Origin of the sequence: Ensifer sp. LC11 (assembly GCF_001695835.1) — a bacterium.
Taxonomy (GTDB): domain Bacteria; phylum Pseudomonadota; class Alphaproteobacteria; order Rhizobiales; family Rhizobiaceae; genus Ensifer.
In genome coordinates, this window is record NZ_MBSO01000011.1 from 49,397 (window position 1) to 67,757 (window position 18,361).

Sequence of the window (18,361 nt, forward strand, 5' to 3'; positions counted from 1 at the left end):
GCGCATCTGCACGCCCTAAGTATTTGTCGAGGGCACCTGCAACCGAAGCCGCCTTTCATTCGCCTCAATCCCGATGTCGAAGCAAGCGCAGTTTCAAGCCCAGTCGAGAAGAAATGGACGCCAAGAACACCACGCACCGCCTTGGACAGACGGGTCCGGTCGAAAAACAGACCGGCATTCGGCATCTTTTTGCCGCCGCCAGCTATTCTCTTGGGGGTGCCAAACGGCTGATCGGCGAGGCCGCCTTCCGTCACGAGCTGATCGCCTTTGCCATCGCAATGGTCGCATTCACCATCGTCGGCGCGACCTTCTTCCAATATGTGGCGATGGCGATCCTCTTCCTGCTGATGATGGCCTTCGAAGCGATCAACACGGCGATCGAGGAAATCGTCGATCGCGTCTCCCCGGAAATCTCCGAAATGGGCAAGAACGCCAAGGACCTCGGTTCGTTTGCCTGCCTTTGCCTGATCGTCGCCAACGGCGTCTATGCCGGCTATGTCGTGATCTTCGACGGCTTCATGAACTGACGGGCCGTCAGGCCGGCACCTTGATCCGGTAGAGCACGTGGGGGCGGAGCGGATTGCCGACGGGCACCGTGACATCGTCGAAATCCTCTGCGGGATCCGATCGCATGCCCAGCCGTTCCATCAGCTCACGCGAGGGATGGTTGATGCGGGAGGTGTAGCCGATGACTTCGGCCAGCCCGAGTATCGACCATGCATGGTGCAGGCACGCCTGCGCGGCTTCCAGCGCGTATCCCTGTCGCCAATAGGGGCGGGCGAGAATCCAGCCGATTTCGACATGCGGTCCGCCGGGGATTTCGTCTCCGGCCTGGGAAAGGCCGAGGCCGCCAACGAGCGCACCATCCGCTTTGCGTTCGAGGGCGAGGAAGCCGAAGCCGTGTTCGCGCAGATGCCGCTCGCAATCGGCGATCATCTCGGCCGTTTCCTCCCGCGTTAAAATGGCGGGGAAGTAGTAGCGCCGGACTTCCGGATCGGCATTGGCGAGCGCAAAGGGCGCGATGTCGCGCTCTTCCCAAGGCCTTAGCCTGAGACGTTGCGTTTCGATCAGCATGGATCAGGCAAAGCTCTTGCGGCGACGGACCGGGGCGGCGACATCCTCGATCGCCGGCAGACTTTCGAGCACGCGGCGGGCGGGCAGGATGGCGATCGCTTCCGTCCCTTCGCGCAGCTTCGAGCGCAGGATGAACTCGCCGTTGTGCTTGGCAAGAATGGCCTGGACGATCGGCAGACCGAGACCGGTGCCCTGTTCGGCGCTCTTGATGGCGATCGAGCCCTGGCCGAAGGCCGACAGCACGATCGGGATCTCTTCTTCAGGAATGCCCGGCCCGTTGTCCTTGATCGAGAGATACTGGCCGCCACCGGCAGTCCAGCCCACCTTGAAGGTGACTTCGCCACCGGTGTTGGTGAACTTCACCGCATTCGACAGAAGGTTGAGAATGACCTGGCGCATCGACTTTTCGTCGACCCAGACCGAGGGCATGCCGAGTTCGAACTGCTGATGGATGGTGATGTTCTTGGCGCGGGCCTTCAGTTGCACCATGCCGATGCAATCCTCGGCGATATCGACGAGGCTGACGGCATCCTCATTGAGGTCGTAGCGGCCGGCCTCGATGCGCGACAGATCGAGGATTTCGTTGATGAGGTTCAGCAGATGCTCGCCCGAACGATGGATATCGTTGGTGTATTCCTTGTAGGTCGGGTTGCTCAGCGGCCCCAGAACTTCCGTCGACATGACCTCGGAGAAACCGAGAATGGCGTTCAGCGGCGTACGCAGCTCGTGCGACATGGAGGCGAGGAAGCGGGACTTGGCGAGGTTTGCTTCTTCTGCGCGACGGCGGGCTTCGTCCGACATCGACTTTGCCACTTCGAGTTCCGCGATCAGGTCGTCCTTCTCCGATTGAACCGAGAGAATGTGCACGCTGGCGCGGTTCATGCGGTCGGTCATGAGGACGAGGAAAAGCAGCGACAGCGAAATGATGCCTGTGAGGCCGATATAGATCGGATCGCCTGTTGCCAGAGACGCGAAGGCGAGCGCTGCAACGACGGGAGCGAAGGTGTAGAGGAGCGCATTGCGCAGCAGGAACGTGCCCATGGCGGTTGCAGCAAGGGCCACGAGCAGCACTGTACCTTCAAAGAAACCGAAACGGACATTGCCGCAGCTCGCGCAATCCTGGGCGACGAAGGTTGCCCAGCAGAGACCCATCAGCACCTGGCCAAAAAGGAAGCGGCGGCGCCAGACAGGAACCTTCTCGGCGCTGATATCTTCGTTGCGCGCCTTCCTTGCAAAGAACAGCGTGACGGCATGGGCCGACAGGGTCATCAGCGCCCAGAGGACGAAGCCGAGATTGCCGGAGAGATAGATACCGATCGCCGCGATTATGGCAACGAGCACCGGGATGGCGATGGCGCCATGCAGGGCGGAGTCGATGTAGAGATTGAGCATCTCGCGCTCGAAGCCCGAAGGCACGGACGAGCCCGTCTGCAGCCGTTCGCGCGTCGCGCGGACCGTCCTCGAAACAGCCTTGTTTCGATGGCTTCGCGATTTGTCGACGATAATCTTATCGGTCGATGTGCTGGCAGCGATACTCATGCTCATATGCGACGGGGTTGCGATTGCGTTGCAGTCTAGTGAGCAATCCTTAAGAAGTTGCTGCGGTGCGTGAAGGATTCGACAACCATTGTGGCGCGGTCGTGTTTTGTTTTTGGCCGGTGGAGCGATACGTGAGATTCCTTCTCTAATCTTTTGGAATCGTCCATGTTTATGACGCGCCGGTCCGAGACGCGGTCGCGCGCGACAATCGAGGTGAATGCAGACGTGAAATTCGGACGGACGCGATATCGGTATCCCGGGAGACGCGAGGTTACGGGCCGGCCGCGGCCTGGTGGCCGTGGCGGAATGCTTGGCGGCTGGGCCATGCTGGTTGCGCTTGCGATCGGTGCCTACTTTGCCGACCGGCTGCCCATGGGAGAGCGGGCAGCGACCGGCGAGGTTAGCGGACTTGCGACGGCGAGTGACGGTGACAGCCTGCGGATCGACGGCAAGCGCGTCCGTATCGAGGGGATCGACGCGCCGGAACTCGCTCAGACCTGTCAACGCGAGGGTATTGCCTGGCAATGTGGCCGTCAGGCGCGCGACCGGTTGAGGGCGCTGCTTTCCGCCGGCGACATCAAATGCCGCTTCTTCGGCCGCGATCGTTATGGTCGCGATCTTGGTGCCTGCGAGGCGGGCGGGCGGGATGTCGGCCGCGAGATGGTGCTCGCCGGCTATGCGGTGAGTTACGGGCGCTACGAGGCGGAAGAGGCCAGAGCCGAAAAGGAGAAACGCGGGATCTGGGCCGGCGAGTTCGTGGCACCGCAGGAGTGGCGCCGAACAAACGGTCAACCGGACGAAGCGCCGCATGTCATCGATGGCTGGATCGCGGCGATGCGCCGCTGGCTGCTTGAGCGCCTGACTGCGTTGTTTGCTGGTATCGGCGATGGCTGAGAGCCGCATCCCGGCCATCGAACAGCTTCGCGCGGAGATTTCCGCCTGCCGAATCTGTCGCGATCAACCGGCGCGCGCCGGTGATTTCCTGCCGCACGAGCCGCACCCGGTGGCGGTCATTTCGTCTTCCGCGCGCATCCTGATTGCCGGGCAGGCACCGGGCTTGCGCGTGCACGAAAGCGGGCTGCCGTTCAACGATGCCTCCGGCGACCGGCTCAGGCAATGGCTGGCCGTTGGTCGGGACGAGTTCTACGATCCGGAAAAGTTCGCGATCGTGCCGATGGGCTTCTGTTTTCCCGGCTATGACGCCCACGGCAGCGATCTGCCGCCGCGTCGCGAATGTGCGCCTTTCTGGCGGCAGCGGGTGATGGATCAGATGCCGCAGGTCGAACTCGTTCTGGCGATCGGGCACTATGCCCAGCGCTGGCACATCGGGCCGGATTGCCCGAAATCGATGACCGAGACCGTCGGAGATTGGCGGCGCCATGCCTTGCGCAACGCCGTTCCGGCAATCTTGCCTCTGCCGCACCCGAGCTGGCGCAACACCGGTTGGCTGAAGCGAAATCCCTGGTTTGAGGCTGACGTGCTGCCGTTCCTGCGTGAACGCGTCTCAGTGCTCACAAGCTGAAACAATTTTCTTTCTCTTCACCAGTTTCGCGCTATAGAGGGAAAAATAATTCGAGAGGGACTTTCATGGATCGCCTAGACCGCAAGATCCTGCGCCTGTTGCAGGAGGATTCCACGCTGGCTGTTGCCGACCTTGCCAAGAAGGTGGGGCTGTCGACCACGCCGTGCTGGCGGCGCATTCAGAAGATGGAAGAGGATGGTGTCATCCGTCGGCGCGTCGCCCTTCTCGATCCGGTGAAGATCAACACCAAGGTGACGGTGTTCGTGTCGATCCGCACGAATTCGCATTCGATGGAGTGGCTGCGTCGCTTCTCGGAAGTTGTCGCCGAGTTTCCAGAGGTGGTCGAATTCTATCGCATGAGTGGCGATGTCGACTATCTGCTGCGGGTCGTCGTGCCCGATATCGCCGCCTATGACGCCTTCTACAAGCGCATGATCACCAAGATCGAGATCCGCGACGTTTCGTCGGTCTTTGCCATGGAGCAGATCAAGTACACCACCGAGCTGCCGCTCGACTATATGATCATTGATCAGGCGAAGTCTTCGGAAGACTGAACCCCGGTCAGCTTTCGACAAGGCCAAGCCTCCCGCGCACCTTGTCGCTTTCAAGCTCCCGAACCGCGTCCTTGCCTGTCCAGCGGGCGGCGCGGTCGGAACTCTCCGCCAGTCGTTGCGCCAGCGCCAGCGCCGGACCGTGACAGGTGGCGTTACGCTTGCCGATCTGCCGCAGCGCCCAGTTGACCGCCTTCTTGACGAAATTGCGCCCGTCGCCCGAATGCTGCTCGATCAGCGGCAGCCAGGCGAGGATCGTGGCGTCCGGCTCCTTCTTCAGGTGCACCGCGGCGGTCGCAATCATCGCAAAGGCGATGCGACGGACGAACTCGCGTTCGTCGGCCGCAAACTCCGGGATCAGCTTTTCGTCGAAGCGGGCGGTGACAAAAAGGTCGGCGACCGTGTCGACAACCTCCCAGGAATTGCAGTCGTCGGCCCAGCGCCGCGCCTCGTCACGCGTCAGCGCCTTCGGATCGGCGGTGAAGGCGGCAAGGATGCGCGCCTCGCGAATGCCGGTCTGCCAGAGCGCCAACGCGCGCCGATGATCGACCTTGACCTGTCGCCTTACCGTGTGCAGCTGGACATTCGACAGGCCAAGGGCGGTTTCGGTGACGATACCGAAACGCGCCATGCCGGCGAGATTGTCCTGCGACCCAAGCGACCGCAGGTGGCCTATGATTTCGTCGGCCGTGGATGCCGGGCTGAGGCTCATTTTTCGAGGCGGGCGAGCAGGGAGGACGTGTCCCAACGATTGCCGCCCATCTCCTGTACGTCGCCATAGAACTGATCGACCAGAGCCGTCACCGGCAGCTTGGCGCCGTTGCGGCGGGCTTCGGCGAGGACGATGTCGAGATCCTTGCGCATCCAGTCGACGGCAAAACCGAAGTCATATTTGCCGGCATTCATCGTCTTGTGGCGGTTCTCCATCTGCCAGGAACCGGCAGCCCCCTTGGAGATGACATCGACCACCTTTTCGATATCGAGCCCGGCCTTCTTGCCAAAGTGAATGCCTTCGGCGAGCCCCTGGACCAGACCGGCGATGCAGATCTGGTTGATCATCTTGGTGATCTGGCCGGCGCCGGCCGGCCCCATGAGCCCGACCATGCGTGCGAAGGCTTCAATGACCGGTTTTGCCCGGTCGAAGGCGGCTTCGTCGCCGCCGCACATCACGGTCAAGACGCCGTTTTCGGCGCCCGCCTGGCCACCGGAAACCGGCGCATCGATGAAGTGGGCGTTGCGGGCCTTTGCTGCTTCATAGAGTTCGCGCGCGACTTCGGCCGAAGCCGTGGTGTTGTCGACGAAGACCGCATCGGCCTTCAGGGTTTCAAAGGCGCCGTCCTTGCCTGTCGTTACCGAGCGCAGGTCGTCGTCGTTGCCAACGCAGGAAAAGACGAACTCGGCGCCATCGGCGGCTTCCGCCGGCGTGCGCGCCGCACGCCCGCCAAATTCAGCTGCCCATTTCTCAGCCTTGGCGAAGGTGCGGTTATAGACTGTCAGTTCATGTCCGCCGCGGACCTTGAGGTGGCCGGCCATGGGATAACCCATGACGCCGAGACCGATGAATGCGACCTTAGCCATTTTCTGAAAACTCCCATTGCTTTCGCTTTGGTGTAGCCGATGGAGCGGGAGCGGAAAAGAGCGCTGTTGTGCGGCAGAGGTCAGCAAATCGGTGACGGCGTTGCGTTGGCCGTTACGCACGGCGAGCGTCACCAAGCTCGCTGTACATTCTGGTACACATCGGCAGTCGCCAAACACACGCCGTATACATGCAGCCGGTCTAATCCAGTGACGTTGGCGCTGAAGTTGAAGTCCAACGCGCCTTTCCAGGCACGCATCTCGCAATTGCCAGGTCGTTCATGCGCCGAATTCCAAATTGGAAAAGGTGTTTGTCAAACCGCGTGCATGGCGGGTCGTGAAAGGAAGCACGAGCGTCCGAAAAACCAATGAGGCAGGACCATGAACAAGGGTTTCTACATAGGCGTTCTTGCCGCACTCTTTGCGGCCTTTGCCTTTTCGCTCAACTTCGTTGTGCCTTTCATCATCGGTGACTACTCTACCTTTGATTTCGCTCTTGTCCGCCATGTGGTCTCGGCTCTGGTCGGCGTCGTCATTCTGTTTTCGGATAGAGGGGTGAGAAGACACCTGACGCTCCGAAACTGGCTTTCAGCGATCTGGCTCGCCTTCATCGGCTATGTCGGCTACTTCCTGACGGTGACGGGTGCTGCCATCTTTGCCGGACCGGTGATCGCTCCCGCGTTTCTCGGCCTGGTGCCGATCGTTCTGATGGTGATCGGCAATCAGCGGCAGGGTTCGGTGCCATGGCAATCCCTGATGATGCCTCTCATGCTGGTGCTGATCGGTCTTGTTTTCGTCAACGGCACAGCGTTCACAACCGAGGGACTGGCCTCTGTCCGTTCCTTCTGGATCGGTGTTCCGCTGGCGCTCGCGGCGGTGGGATTGTGGGTCTGGTTCGCGATCGCCAACCAGGCCGCGCTGGCCGCCCGTCGTGAAATGCCCTCTGGTGTGTGGTCCGCACTTATACTCGTCGGCGGAGGTATCCTGATGCTGGCCTTTTACCCGGCCGGAGCGGCGATGGGGCTCTTCCAGCTTCCAAAGCTCGGCTTCGGGTGGCATGCCGCCGGTTCACTCTATATTTGGGGTACATCCTTTGCGCTGCTGGCAACGGTTTGCGGAGTGTGGGCGTGGAATGTCGCCTCAAGAAGCTTGCCCGTTGCACTGGCCGCGCAGTTGATCGTTTCGGAAACCGCATTTGGGGTCATCGGCGGTTTGATCGTTCACGCTCGATGGCCGACCGCGATGGAAGCGGCAGGGGTCGCAATCCTCATCGGCGGGGTCGTTCTGTCGGTTCGCATCTTCTACGAAAGGCAGGTTTCAATGGGCAAGACCGCGCTGGCGCACCAGTAAGCGCGCGGTTTCCGAACATTGTCGACGCCGAGCCGCTATGGGCCAAAGGTAGTCACTGGCGGGACCTGTGACAGAGCGTTCGAAAAAGGGAAGGGTGCATTTGCGATGCTCCCTTCGCATGCGGCCATGCCGCGCCGCCTTCAGCGCCGCGGCACTCTGTTTCATTCTTACGCCGCAGACGACTTAAGGAAACATGCAGGCGATCAGGGCTTGAAGCGGGCGACCACCAGATGGCCGGCGATCGGCACGCCTTCTTCCATGCGCACCGTGATGTCGCCGACTTCGACGATCTCGAAGCCGGTGGCCGCCAGGCGGTCGCGCAGATAGCTTTCGGCGTGGGCGAAGCGCTGGTGCGGGCCGACCATGAAATTGCGGCCTGCGAAGGTTTCAGCCGGCAATGTTTCGCTGGAGAAGATCAAAAGGCCGCCGGGAACCAGATTGTCGACCGCGCCGAAGAACAGTGCCTCGAGCGCGCCCATATAGGGAAGCACGTCGGTCGCGACGATCAGGTCGAAGGGCTCGTCGTCGTTGTCGTCGAGATAGTCGACCGCTTCGGCGACATAGAGCGTCTCGTAGAGGTCCTTTTCATGGGCGATCTCGACCATGTTTTCGGAGAGGTCGATACCGGTAATGTCTTCCGCCATGTCGCGGAGCGCGCCGCCGGTCAGCCCCGTGCCGCATCCGAGATCGAGAACGCGGTCGAAGGGGCCGAGTTCGAGCGCCTGCAGGCGCTGGCGCACCAGAAGCGGAACGCAATAGCCGAGCTGGTCGACGAGCACATTGTCGAAGACTTCGGCGTGCTGGTCGAAAAGGGTCGCGACATAGGCGTCGGGTGCCTTCACCGGTGTCTCGCCGCGTCCCATCGAAGCGAGCCGCACGGCAGCGCCGCCGTGGTCCTCGGGGTCGAGCGCCAGCACCTCGGCATAGGCCTGTGCGGCGGCATCGAACTTGCCGGACTTTTCCAGGGAGAGGGCGCGGTTATAGGCTTCCGCCAGCGCTTCCTCGTCGATTTTGGTGCTCTTCTGGGTCATTCGCGCTTCTTACGTCCGAAGCCGGGCTTTGGCAATCGCCGTCGGCGATCGTTTGCCGTGGCGGATCAACCGGTATTCGGGCGAGAGATAGGATTTCATTGGCCTTTTAGACGAAAAACGTCGCCGTGCGACGCCGTCGGGATTTATCGGCCGAAAGAAAGGAGTCATCATCGCAAACATAAGAAAAGACGGGAGGAATGCCGATGTCCGCCGAGCTTGGTCCGCTGATCCTAACCGCCGAGATCAAGGAGCCGAAGGGACCGCCGTTGCCGCAGACGTCACAGGAGCAGATCAACGCGGTGGTGCATTACTATCGCGGTGAAATGGGGCGCATGGCCGGCTGGCGCGACCGCATCGACCGAACCTCGAACTGGGCGATCACCGTCGTCGCGGCTCTGCTGTCCGTGTCGCTGTCGACACCGTCGTCGCACCACGGCGTTCTGCTTTTCGCCATGCTTCTGATCACCCTGCTGCTTTTGATCGAGGCAAGGCGCTACCGCTTCTTCGATGTCTATCGCGCCCGCGTGCGTCAGTTGGAACGCGGCTACTTCGCCCAGATCCTGGCACCGGATGGAGCGGCGAACCTCAATTGGGCGGCGTCGATTGCCAAGAGCCTGCGCAGGCCCGCATTCCTGATGAGTTACCGCGAGGCGGTCTGCCGACGGCTCCAGCGCAATTATTGCTGGATGTACCTCATCCTGCTGCTGGCCTGGGCGCTGAAAATCTCCTCTCCGAAGGTCTCGACCAATGGCGAACCCTTCGGTCACGTGCGTTCGTGGACGGACGTCGCTCAGAATGCCGCGCTCGGCCCCTTGCCCGGCTGGCCGGTCATCATTGGTGTTGCCCTGATTTATGGACTGGTGCTCTACGGCTCGGTGCACAGGGAGCCGCGCGAAGGAGAACTCGCGCACGGGGAGGTGCATGTCTGAGGAGAGGGATTAGCAGAACCAGCGGCCCTTCGGCATGTTTCCCTTTATCGCGGTCGATCAAAGGATAAAACAAGCGGCAATTCAAAGTACTACAGCGGCCTTTGCGCGTCTCATGAGATGCCAGGCGCTATATAGGCCGCGTCGCCGTTCGTGATTGCGGCAAGCAATTACCACGCGAGGCCCGTCTGCTGGTGGAAGCCGGTCTCGCTCTTTCAGGCTCAGTGCAGAATGAACTCGCCCTTCAGGGCGCGCCATTCGGTGGCCGAAATCAGCTTGCGGTGCACGTAGCGCACCGAATGCAGGGGCCCATCCAATTTTTCTTCCCAGAACTTCAGGAAGCTGCGCATCTCCGGGAACTCCGGCGCCAGGTCGTAGTGCTGCCAGATATAGGTCTGCAGGAAGGCGGGATGGTCGGGCAGATGGTAGAGGATCTGGGCCGTGGTCAGGCCGTAGCCCTTCAGTTGCAGTTCCATTTCGTTTGTCATCAGGACCTCACTTCTCGCAAAGGTTGGTCCCTATGATGAAACGCTTGATTTATTAATCAAGACCTAATATTTGCTTCGAATTGATACTTTCGCCATAAATATCAAAAGCTTGGCAGCATCCCTTGCGGAGTGCTGCCAAGCTCGCTCGAAGGTTTTCGATCGTTAGCGCTTCAGGTGGCGGGTCAGCCTTGTTTCCAGCACGCTCCAGATGTTGCGCAGGATCTCGACCATGATCAGGTAGAGAATGGCTGCCCAGATATACATCTGGAAGTCGAAGGTGCGGGAGAAGGCGTAGCGGGTTTCGCCCATCAGGTCGAAGACGGTGACGATCGCGACGATCGCCGACCCCTTGATCATCAGGATGATTTCATTGCCGTAGGGACGCAGCGCCACGATCATCGCCTGCGGCAGGATGATCTTCGAGAAGGCGACACGCGCGGGCAGGCCAAGCGCGGCCGCACCCTCGCGCTGGCCGCGCGGCACGCTCTCGATGGCGCCGCGCAGGATTTCCGCCTGATAGGCTGCCGTGTTGAGCGTGAAGGCGAAGATCGCGCAGTTCCAAGCCTCGCGGAAGAACCACCACAGGCCGACCGCTTCGAGCTGCGGGCGGAAACTGCCGAGGCCGTAATAGATCAGGAACAATTGCGCCAGCAGCGGCGTGCCGCGGAAGAAGTAGACATAGGCATAGGCGAACCAGGACAGGAACCTGTTTTTTGACATGCGGGCAAAGGCGATCGGCAGCGACAGGATGGCGCCCATGACGATCGAGAGGCCCACCAGTGTCAGCGTCACGCCGAGCCCGTTGATGAAGCGAGGGCCGTATCTGGCGAATTTCTCCGGATCCCAGCCGCCGACGACGGTCAGGAAGATGCCGACGCCGAGCGCCAGCCAGATGCCGAGCGCGACACTGCCGACGAAGCGGGTCAGCGTATAGGGTTTCGGCGGAACCGGCGGCGGAGCCTGCGGCGGGATCATCGTTGCTACAGCGCTCATCGGCCCATCTCCGCACGTTTGGTTCGCCGTTCGAGATACGAGAAGACGATCGAGGAAATCATCGCGAGGATCAGGAAGAGCACGCAGGCGACGCCATAGAATTCGAAGGCCTGCTTGGTGACACGGGCCGCCACGCCGGTCTGGCGCAGGATGTCCGTCAGGCCAACGACCGAGACGAGGGCGGTGTCCTTGAGCAAGGCCATCCAGAGATTGCCGAGACCGGGCAGGGCGATGCGCACGAGCTGCGGCAGGATGATGAGGCGCATGGTCCTGCCGCGATGGAGACCAAGGGCATCGCCAGCCTCGTATTGTCCATGTGGAATGGCCCTGAAGGCGGAGAGCAGAACTTCCGAGCAATAGGCGGAGAAGACGACGCCGAGAGCGATCATGCCGGCGAAGAAGGCATTGATCTCCACCGGGCCTTCATAGCCGAGCGTTGCCAGCAACTGCTGCACGAGGATCTGCAGGCCGTAATAGACGATGAAGAGCGTCAGCAGTTCAGGCAGGCCGCGGAAGATCGTCGTGTAGATGTTGGCGGCGAGCCGGACGGTACGCTCCTCCGATTGCTTGCCGAGCGCAATGAAGAAGCCGATCAGCAGGCCGACTGGCAGCGTGGCGATCGCAAGGCTCGCGGTAACGACGAAGCCGTAGGCGATGTCGTCGCCCCAACCGGTGTCGCCGCAGGCAAGCAAGGTGCCGGACGCGAACCACCGAAAGACCCCGACCGGGCCGCAGAATGGATCGATGATCGATCCGATCCAGGATAGGATGGAATAGAAGCCGGCAAATAACCCGCTCATGTCAGAGATTTCCCCTTTGCGCTGTTCTTATCCGTATCGATCGCGCTTTGTTTTAGGTTCTTGTCAAACAAAAACGGCGGAAGGGCAAGCCGTCCGCCGTTGCAATTTTCGCATCAACCGACGTTTTTCCGGCATGATTCACTAGGAAATCGCACCGGAACCCGTCAATCAGCTTCCATAAACGTCAAACGGGAAGTACTTTTCGTTGATTTCCTTGTACTTGCCGTTGGCGCGGATCGCTTCGATCGCCTTGTTGAACTTCTCGCGCAGCGCGTCGTCGCCCTTGCGAACGGCAATACCGGCGCCATCACCGTTGATAACAGGATCGATCGGCAGGGTGCCGAGCAGCTTGCAGCAGGCGCCGTCGGTTGTCTTCAACCATTCGGAGAGCACGACGACATCGTCGATGACGGCGTCGATGCGGCCGTTGGCGATGTCGAGCTTGTACTCGTCAGCCGTCGGATAGAGCTTGATGTCTGCACCCTTCATATGCGCTTCGGCATAGTTGGAGTGGGTGGTGGAGCCTTGAGCGCCGAGCGCCTTGCCTTCAAGTGCCGCTGCCGTCGCTTCGGTGATCGGCGAATCCTTCGGCACGACGATCGCCGGCGGCGTGTTGTAGTACTTGTTGGTGAAGTCGACCTTTTCCTTGCGCTCGGCGGTGATCGACATGGAGGCGATGATTGCGTCGAACTTCTTGGCGATGAGCGCCGGAATGATGCCATCCCAGTCCTGCGTGACGAACGTGCACTCGGCCTTCATTTCCACGCACAGCGCCTTGGCGATGTCGATGTCGAAGCCCGTCAGCGTGCCGTCCGCTTCGAGGTTGTTGAAGGGCGGATAGGCGCCTTCCGTGCCGATAACGACCTTTTCGCCGTCGGCCATGGCCGAGCCTGCCATGAGCACGAAAACGGCAGCCGATGCGGCGGCTGCCAGCCGCTTGGAAATACGCATGATAGTCCTCTCTGTTGGCCGACATCCGGTTTTTTGTTTTTCACGGATGCCAATTTCAGCCGGGGCGTCTGCCGCCGGTTGCGGCGATATTCGTACTCTTTTCCTGTAAAAATCAACAGGAAAGCGAAAGCCCTCAACGGGAAATGGATTTCGACCGGAGATTGCGAAGGCAGTGGCGGAATGAAGATGAACGGTGCGTTCAGGCGCGGTTAATCTTGCCTCCGCTAGCCCTTATGCTGGAACCGGCGCGTGGTTCGGACGTTGCGCCTGATGGCTGTTGCCGAGGACAACACAAAAAAGCCGGAACCTTGGGTCAAGGCCCCGTAAGTATTCGCGTTCGCATTCGCTTCTTCCGCGTGTCATGGATAGGAGTGAGGATGCGGGCCAGGACCTCCCAGGAAGAGGAAGGAAGACAAAATGTCGATTCGATCCAAGCTTTTCGCAACCGTAGCGCTGCCGGTGCTGTCGGTCTCCGTCGCGGTTCCACCCGCCGTGGCCGACAGTCTGATGAAGCCATTCGAGGTTGCACAGGAAAGCGGTGGTCAGTCTGAGGAAGAGCTGCTGTTGCTGAAGCAGCGCCAGGCTGAAGAGGAAGCTGCCCGCCAGGCAGAAGAGCAGCAGAGAGCAGCGGAAGAACAACAGAGGGCTGCCGAAGAAGAGGCCGCCCGTCAGCAGGCCGAGCAGCAGAGAGCCGCAGAGGAAGAAGCCGCACGCCAGGCGGCCGAGCAACAGAAGGCTGCCGAGGAAGAAGCTGCGCGCCAGGCAGCCGAGCAGCAGAAGGCTGCCGAAGAGGAAGCCGCCCGCCAGGCGGCTGAACAGCAGAAGGCTGCCGAAGAGGAAGCCGCTCGCCAGGCGGCTGAACAGCAGAAGGCTGCCGAAGAGGAAGCCGCGCGCCAGGCCGCTGAACAGCAGAAGGCTGCTGAAGAGGAAGCTGCGCGCCAGGCCGCCGAACAGCAGAAGGCTGCAGAAGACCAGAAGGCAGCCGATGAGGAAGCCGCCCGCAAGGCAGCCGAGCAGCAGAAGGCAGCCGAAGACGAAGCTGCCCGCCAGGCCGCAGAACAGCAGAGGGCCGCTGAAGAAGAAGCCGCCCGCAAGGCGGCAGAGGAGCAGAAGGCCACTGAGCAGGCTCAACCTGATGCCGCTCAGCAGCCGGCACCTGAAGGCGAGAAGGCTGCCGAGCAACCGGTCGTGACGGAAGAGCAGAAGGCCGGTGAGGAAGCCCCCGCGACGCAAGAGCAGAAGGCTGGCGAACAGCCTGTCGTGACCGACGAGCAGAAGGCTGGCGGCGAAGTCGCACCGGCCGTAGAGCCTCAGCCGCAGACCGGCGAAGGCCAGCCAGTGCCCGGTACCGAGCAGCCGCAGACGGGCGAGGGCCAGCCAGTGCCCGGTACCGAGCAGCCGCAGACGGGCGAGGGCCAGCCAGTGCCAGGTACCGAGCAGCCGCAAACCGGCGAGGGGCAACCTGTGCCTGGCGCCGACGGCCAGCCGGCAACCGCCGAGCAGCAGCCGCAGGTGCAGCAGCCGGTTCCGGAAGTGGTCGATACCCGCACGGAGGAAGAGAAGGTGAAGATCGCCGAAGACCCGGCGGCAACCGACGAGACCGTGGTTCTGCCGGTTGAAAACGGTGCAGCCGTTCTCGACAGCGACAAGGACGCCGACAATGCCGGCGGCAACCAGGCACGCGAACAGCGCCAGAAGCTGCGCGAGGAACTGCGCGCCAACGAAGAAGACGCGCCGGCACCGGTAGACGATGCTGCCGCCCAGGCCGCAATCTCCGCCGAGCTCCAGGCTGACCTGCCGCAGAAGATCGAGGCGAACCTGACGGAAAAGGGTACGCGCGTCGACGAGGCGCCGGTCTTCGTGGTTCCGGAAACGACCAATATCATCAACAACACCGTGATCAACAATACGGTGATCAACAACAACACGACGGTCAACAACATCACCAACAACATGACCGAGGTGAAGATCGTCGAGCAGGTCGACAACCGGGTCATCCTCGGCGTCGGCGACCAGATCTTCGTACGCGGCGACGACCGTCCGCGCCTGCGCTACGATGCGGAGGAAACCTTCTACGACCAGCTTCCGCGCGGCCGCACCCGCGAAACCATCGTGCGCCCCGGCGGCTACCGGATCGTCACCGTCTACAACCGTTATGGCGACATCCTGCAGCGTTCACGCGTCGATCGCGACGGCAACGAGTACCTGATGATCTACGCGCCTGAGCGCGACGAAGGTCCGCGTCCGGCGATCATCGACGTCGGCTACGAACTGCCGCCGATGCGCCTGCGCATTCCGGTGCGTGACTACATCGCCGACGTCTCCGACGACCCGGACCGTGATTATTACGAGTTCCTGGCCGAGCCGCCGGTGGAGCGCGTCGAGCGCGTCTATACGATCGATGAAGTCCGTCATTCCGCTCGCCTGCGCGACAAGGTTCGCCGCGTCGATCTCGACACGATCACCTTCCCGACGGGCAGCGCCGAGGTGTCGATGTCGCAGGCGAAAACCATGCGCAAGGTTGCTGCCGCGATGGAGAAGATCCTCGCCAAGGATCCGGGTGAAACCTTCTTCATCGAAGGCCACACCGATGCCGTCGGCTCGGATCGCTCGAACCTCGTGCTCTCCGACAAGCGCGCCGAATCGGTCGCGTCGCTCTTGACCGAGGCCTATGGCATTCCGCCGGAAAACCTGGTGACGCAGGGCTACGGCGAGCGATTCCTCAAGGTGCGCACGCAGGATGCCGAGCAGCAGAACCGCCGCGTCACCGTTCGCCGCGTTACCCCGCTGGTTCGCCCGGTCGCGCAGCGCTGACAAAGCCGCTCGGCGCTAGCACCTAGCGTTGATCCAGCTTCGGGCAGGACTGCCCGCCTAAATCCCGGAAACCCGCCTCGCAAAAGGCGGGTTTCTATCGTTTTGAGATCGCCTCACATCATTTCATTCCCCCGGATTGCCATGAAAGCCTTTGCCCTGCCGCTTATTGCTCTTGCCATGCTTGCCCAGTCAGCCAATGCTGCGCCGGGGCTGGTCGAGCCGGACCTGCGGCTTCCCGCCAATCCCGCGGGCAAAACGGATGCGCCGCGCGTCGCGCTGACGCTCGATGCCTGCAGCGGTGCAACCGACATGCGCATTCTCGGCACGCTGATCGAAAACCGCATTCCGGCTACGATCTTCGTCACGGCACGCTGGCTGAAGCGCAACGGCCTCGTCGTCGAAGTCATGAAGGCGCATCCCGATCTTTTCGAGATCGAAGACCACGGCGCCATGCATGTGCCGCCGATCGATGTGAAGATCTCCGTCTACGGCCTTGCCGCAGCCGGCTCGGAGGCCGCGGTTTCGGCCGAAATCGACGGCGGAGCGAAGGCAATCACCCAGCATGGCCTTCCGGCGCCGCGCTGGTTCCGCGGCGCGACCGCCAAATACACCCATTCGTCGATGAGCCAGATCCGCGCCAAGGGCTACCGCATCGCCGGCTATTCGGTGAACGGCGACGGCGGCTCGCTGCTCGGCGCTGCTGTGGCCGAAAAGCGCATTCGCAATGCCAGGGACGGTGACGTCATCATTGCCCATATCAATCAGCCGACCCATGCGGCCGGTGCGGGTGTTGCCCGCGGCATCCTCGACCTCAAGGCCAAGGGCTATAACTTCGTCCGCCTCAACGATATTCCGGATGAAATGACCGTCGGCGCGACGAACTGACGGCCGTCGGCGGCTGAAACCGGAAAATGTCCGCAGCGTTGAAAGAAGCCCGAGGTGCCGCAGGCACCCGGTGCAAGGCACAGGTGTGGGCTGTGAAAGATTGCCCGCTGTCCAAAGCAGTTCTCGCCTTGTCGGCCTGAAGCCGCTGCTCGATGCAAAGTAGCGGTCTGTCGAAATCCGTTTTTCGTTACTGGCGGCTCCCCGTAGCCTTGTCGCACTATGCGACTGACTCCGGAGGGATGGATGAAACGTGTCGTCTTCGGGCTCATTGTCGCACTGTTGTCGCCGGTGCTCTCGTTGCCTGCACGCGCGGGTGGTGCAGGCACGGCCTTGCCACCATTCGAGCAGGTGCTGGAGCGGGCCGAGGAAGGCGATGTCGAGGCGCAGGTCGATCTCGGCATGCGCTACCAAACCGGCGAGGGCGTTGCGCGCAACTTCATGAAGGCCATCGGCTGGTACCGGAAGGCGGCCGAGATGGGCAATGCGAAGGCGCAGTTCCATCTCGGCACCATTTACTTCAATGGCGTGGAAGGTGTGAAACAGAACTATGCCGAGGCCGGACGATGGTTTCGGCTCTCCGCCGAGCAGAATACGCCGGCTGCCCAGTATGATCTCGGGGTGATCTACGAACGCGGGTTGGGTGTCGCCAAGGACGAGACGCAGGCGGTCGCCTACTACCGGCTGGCAGCCGAACAGGGCTATGCCCCGGCCCAATACAACCTCGCCTATCTGTATCAGGAGGGGCGCGGCACGAAGCGCGACCAGGCCGCGGCCTTCGAATGGTATCGGAAGGCGGCAGAGCAAGGGCTGGTTGCGGCCATGCACAATCTGGCCATCGCCTATTTTCAGGGCAATGGCACGCTGAGGAATGACGCGGAGGCTTACCGATGGACGTCGCGAGCCGCGATCGCCGGCGAGGCCCGCGCTCAGTACAATCTCGGATTCATGTACGAGAAAGGTGCTGGTGTAGAACGCAATGTAGCCGAAGCGCAGCGCTGGTACCTGCGTGCCGCCGAACAGGGAAACGTCGAGGCGCAAGCGGATGCCGGACGGCTCTATTTCAACAGCGAGGCCGGGCGGATCAATGCCAAGGAGGGTGTTCGCTGGCTCCGCCCTGCTGCGGACGCCGGCAACAAAGACGCGCAAAACCTGCTCTGCGGCGTTTATGTGCGCGCCTTCGGCGTCGGGCGCGATGATCGGGAGGCAGTGACTTGGTGCCGCAAGGCGGCCGACCAGGGCATGGTTTCGGCGCAGGTGGATCTAGCGACGTTCTACATGCTGGGGCGCGGCGTCGAGAAGGACGAGGCGGCGGCGTTCGAACTGTTCTTGAAGGCGGCAAAGCAGGGGGATTCCAAAGCCCAGATGAATGTCGGCGTCATGTACCTGAATGGTACTGGCGTGGCCGAGAACTACGCGGAAGCTCACCACTGGTTTCTGACGCTCGCTGATCGCGGAGATCCCCGCGGCCAATTCAATCTGGCTGTGATGTACGCAAATGGCCAGGGTCTCGAACGGAACGCGAAAGAGGCGGTGCGGCTCTACAAGCTCTCCGCCGAACAGGGCTATGCCCTGGCGCAGTACAATCTCGCCATGGCCCATCTCAATGGCATCGGCGTGGAAATCGACCCTACGGCTGCCGTCACATGGTTCCGCAAAGCCGCCGAACAAGGAAATGCCGACGCGCAATTCAATCTCGGCATCGCCTATGCCAGAGGCGACGGTGTGGAGAAGGACCTTTCGGCGGCCGCCGAATGGTATGCCAAGGCAGCCGCGCAAGGGATGCAGAAGGCACGACAGGCGCTCGCAGGGTTGCCGAAAGGGTATCGCGACGCCACGCAGCCTTGAAGCCCCGCAGCGCCCGC

18 protein-coding genes are annotated in these 18,361 nt (G+C 61.7%); 9 read left to right on the forward strand and 9 right to left on the reverse strand.

Features of this window, described 5'->3' with window-relative positions:
• Nucleotides 1-113 precede the first annotated feature (113 nt).
• The gene (locus BBX50_RS08295; protein WP_065774848.1) at nucleotides 114-527 is read left to right on the forward strand and encodes a diacylglycerol kinase; all 414 of its coding nucleotides are present in this window, start codon (nucleotides 114-116) and stop codon (nucleotides 525-527) included.
• Nucleotides 528-534: 7 nt separating this feature from the next.
• On the opposite strand, the gene BBX50_RS08300 is transcribed toward BBX50_RS08295, so the two are convergent.
• Both BBX50_RS08300 and BBX50_RS08305 read right to left on the reverse strand, forming a co-directional pair.
• The gene (locus BBX50_RS08300) at nucleotides 535-1,074 is read right to left on the reverse strand and encodes a GNAT family N-acetyltransferase (protein WP_065774849.1); all 540 of its coding nucleotides are present in this window, start codon (nucleotides 1,072-1,074) and stop codon (nucleotides 535-537) included.
• 3 nt (nucleotides 1,075-1,077) lie between these two features.
• Nucleotides 1,078-2,613, reverse strand: a complete 1,536-nt coding sequence (locus BBX50_RS08305) for a HAMP domain-containing sensor histidine kinase (protein WP_065774850.1) — start codon at nucleotides 2,611-2,613, stop codon at nucleotides 1,078-1,080.
• A 324-nt stretch (nucleotides 2,614-2,937) separates the two neighbouring features.
• On the opposite strand from BBX50_RS08305, the gene BBX50_RS08310 reads away from it, so the two are divergent.
• The 3 genes from BBX50_RS08310 (at nucleotide 2,938) to BBX50_RS08320 (ending at nucleotide 4,689) form a co-directional block, all read left to right on the forward strand.
• Nucleotides 2,938-3,507: a thermonuclease family protein gene (locus tag BBX50_RS08310; RefSeq protein ID WP_244513115.1), complete on the forward strand. Its 570-nt coding sequence runs from the start codon at nucleotides 2,938-2,940 to the stop codon at nucleotides 3,505-3,507.
• Nucleotides 3,500-4,135, forward strand: coding sequence for a uracil-DNA glycosylase family protein (locus BBX50_RS08315; protein WP_065774851.1), 636 nt, complete (start codon nucleotides 3,500-3,502; stop codon nucleotides 4,133-4,135). Before BBX50_RS08310 ends, BBX50_RS08315 begins: the two co-directional genes overlap by 8 nt.
• 65 nt (nucleotides 4,136-4,200) lie before the next feature.
• The gene (locus tag BBX50_RS08320) at nucleotides 4,201-4,689 is read left to right on the forward strand and encodes an Lrp/AsnC family transcriptional regulator (protein WP_065774852.1); all 489 of its coding nucleotides are present in this window, start codon (nucleotides 4,201-4,203) and stop codon (nucleotides 4,687-4,689) included.
• A gap of 7 nt (nucleotides 4,690-4,696) precedes the next feature.
• On the opposite strand, the gene BBX50_RS08325 is transcribed toward BBX50_RS08320, so the two are convergent.
• The gene (locus BBX50_RS08325; protein WP_065774853.1) at nucleotides 4,697-5,398 is read right to left on the reverse strand and encodes a DNA alkylation repair protein; all 702 of its coding nucleotides are present in this window, start codon (nucleotides 5,396-5,398) and stop codon (nucleotides 4,697-4,699) included.
• Nucleotides 5,395-6,264: an NAD(P)-dependent oxidoreductase gene (locus BBX50_RS08330; protein ID WP_065774854.1), complete on the reverse strand. Its 870-nt coding sequence runs from the start codon at nucleotides 6,262-6,264 to the stop codon at nucleotides 5,395-5,397. Before BBX50_RS08330 ends, BBX50_RS08325 begins: the two co-directional genes overlap by 4 nt.
• A gap of 378 nt (nucleotides 6,265-6,642) precedes the next feature.
• Between BBX50_RS08330 and BBX50_RS08335 the strand changes: the two genes are divergently transcribed.
• The gene (locus BBX50_RS08335) at nucleotides 6,643-7,611 is read left to right on the forward strand and encodes a DMT family transporter (RefSeq protein WP_065774855.1); all 969 of its coding nucleotides are present in this window, start codon (nucleotides 6,643-6,645) and stop codon (nucleotides 7,609-7,611) included.
• Nucleotides 7,612-7,814: 203 nt separating this feature from the next.
• Here BBX50_RS08335 and BBX50_RS08340 read toward each other — a convergent pair whose 3' ends face one another.
• Nucleotides 7,815-8,642 (reverse strand): class I SAM-dependent methyltransferase, encoded by an 828-nt coding sequence (locus BBX50_RS08340; protein WP_065774856.1) that lies wholly within the window; start codon nucleotides 8,640-8,642, stop codon nucleotides 7,815-7,817.
• Nucleotides 8,643-8,845: 203 nt separating this feature from the next.
• Here BBX50_RS08340 and BBX50_RS08345 point away from each other — a divergent pair, with 203 nt between their 5' ends.
• Entirely contained in the window at nucleotides 8,846-9,571 is a 726-nt protein-coding gene (locus tag BBX50_RS08345) for a DUF2270 domain-containing protein (protein ID WP_065774927.1), read from the forward strand.
• Between the two features lie 218 nt (nucleotides 9,572-9,789).
• Here the strand turns inward: BBX50_RS08345 and BBX50_RS08350 are convergent, their stop codons facing one another.
• From BBX50_RS08350 to BBX50_RS08365, 4 genes are all read right to left on the reverse strand, one after another.
• On the reverse strand, nucleotides 9,790-10,056 hold the full coding sequence (locus tag BBX50_RS08350; protein WP_043625476.1) for an usg protein: 267 nt from the start codon (nucleotides 10,054-10,056) through the stop codon (nucleotides 9,790-9,792).
• 162 nt (nucleotides 10,057-10,218) lie between these two features.
• Nucleotides 10,219-11,049, reverse strand: coding sequence for an ABC transporter permease (locus tag BBX50_RS08355; protein WP_065774857.1), 831 nt, complete (start codon nucleotides 11,047-11,049; stop codon nucleotides 10,219-10,221).
• Nucleotides 11,046-11,849, reverse strand: a complete 804-nt coding sequence (locus tag BBX50_RS08360) for an ABC transporter permease (RefSeq protein ID WP_065774858.1) — start codon at nucleotides 11,847-11,849, stop codon at nucleotides 11,046-11,048. Before BBX50_RS08360 ends, BBX50_RS08355 begins: the two co-directional genes overlap by 4 nt.
• 168 nt (nucleotides 11,850-12,017) lie before the next feature.
• On the reverse strand, nucleotides 12,018-12,800 hold the full coding sequence (locus BBX50_RS08365) for an ABC transporter substrate-binding protein (protein WP_065774859.1): 783 nt from the start codon (nucleotides 12,798-12,800) through the stop codon (nucleotides 12,018-12,020).
• 417 nt (nucleotides 12,801-13,217) lie between these two features.
• Here BBX50_RS08365 and BBX50_RS08370 point away from each other — a divergent pair, with 417 nt between their 5' ends.
• From BBX50_RS08370 to BBX50_RS08380, 3 genes are all read left to right on the forward strand, one after another.
• A complete protein-coding gene (locus BBX50_RS08370) occupies nucleotides 13,218-15,614 on the forward strand; it encodes an OmpA family protein (RefSeq protein WP_065774860.1) in 2,397 nt (798 codons plus the stop codon).
• A 141-nt stretch (nucleotides 15,615-15,755) separates the two neighbouring features.
• Nucleotides 15,756-16,499 carry a polysaccharide deacetylase family protein gene (locus BBX50_RS08375; protein ID WP_065774861.1) on the forward strand — a complete coding sequence of 248 codons (744 nt, stop codon included), beginning with the start codon at nucleotides 15,756-15,758 and terminating at the stop codon, nucleotides 16,497-16,499.
• A gap of 243 nt (nucleotides 16,500-16,742) precedes the next feature.
• A complete protein-coding gene (locus BBX50_RS08380; RefSeq protein WP_065774862.1) occupies nucleotides 16,743-18,344 on the forward strand; it encodes a tetratricopeptide repeat protein in 1,602 nt (533 codons plus the stop codon).
• The last annotated feature ends 17 nt before the right edge of the window (nucleotides 18,345-18,361 follow it).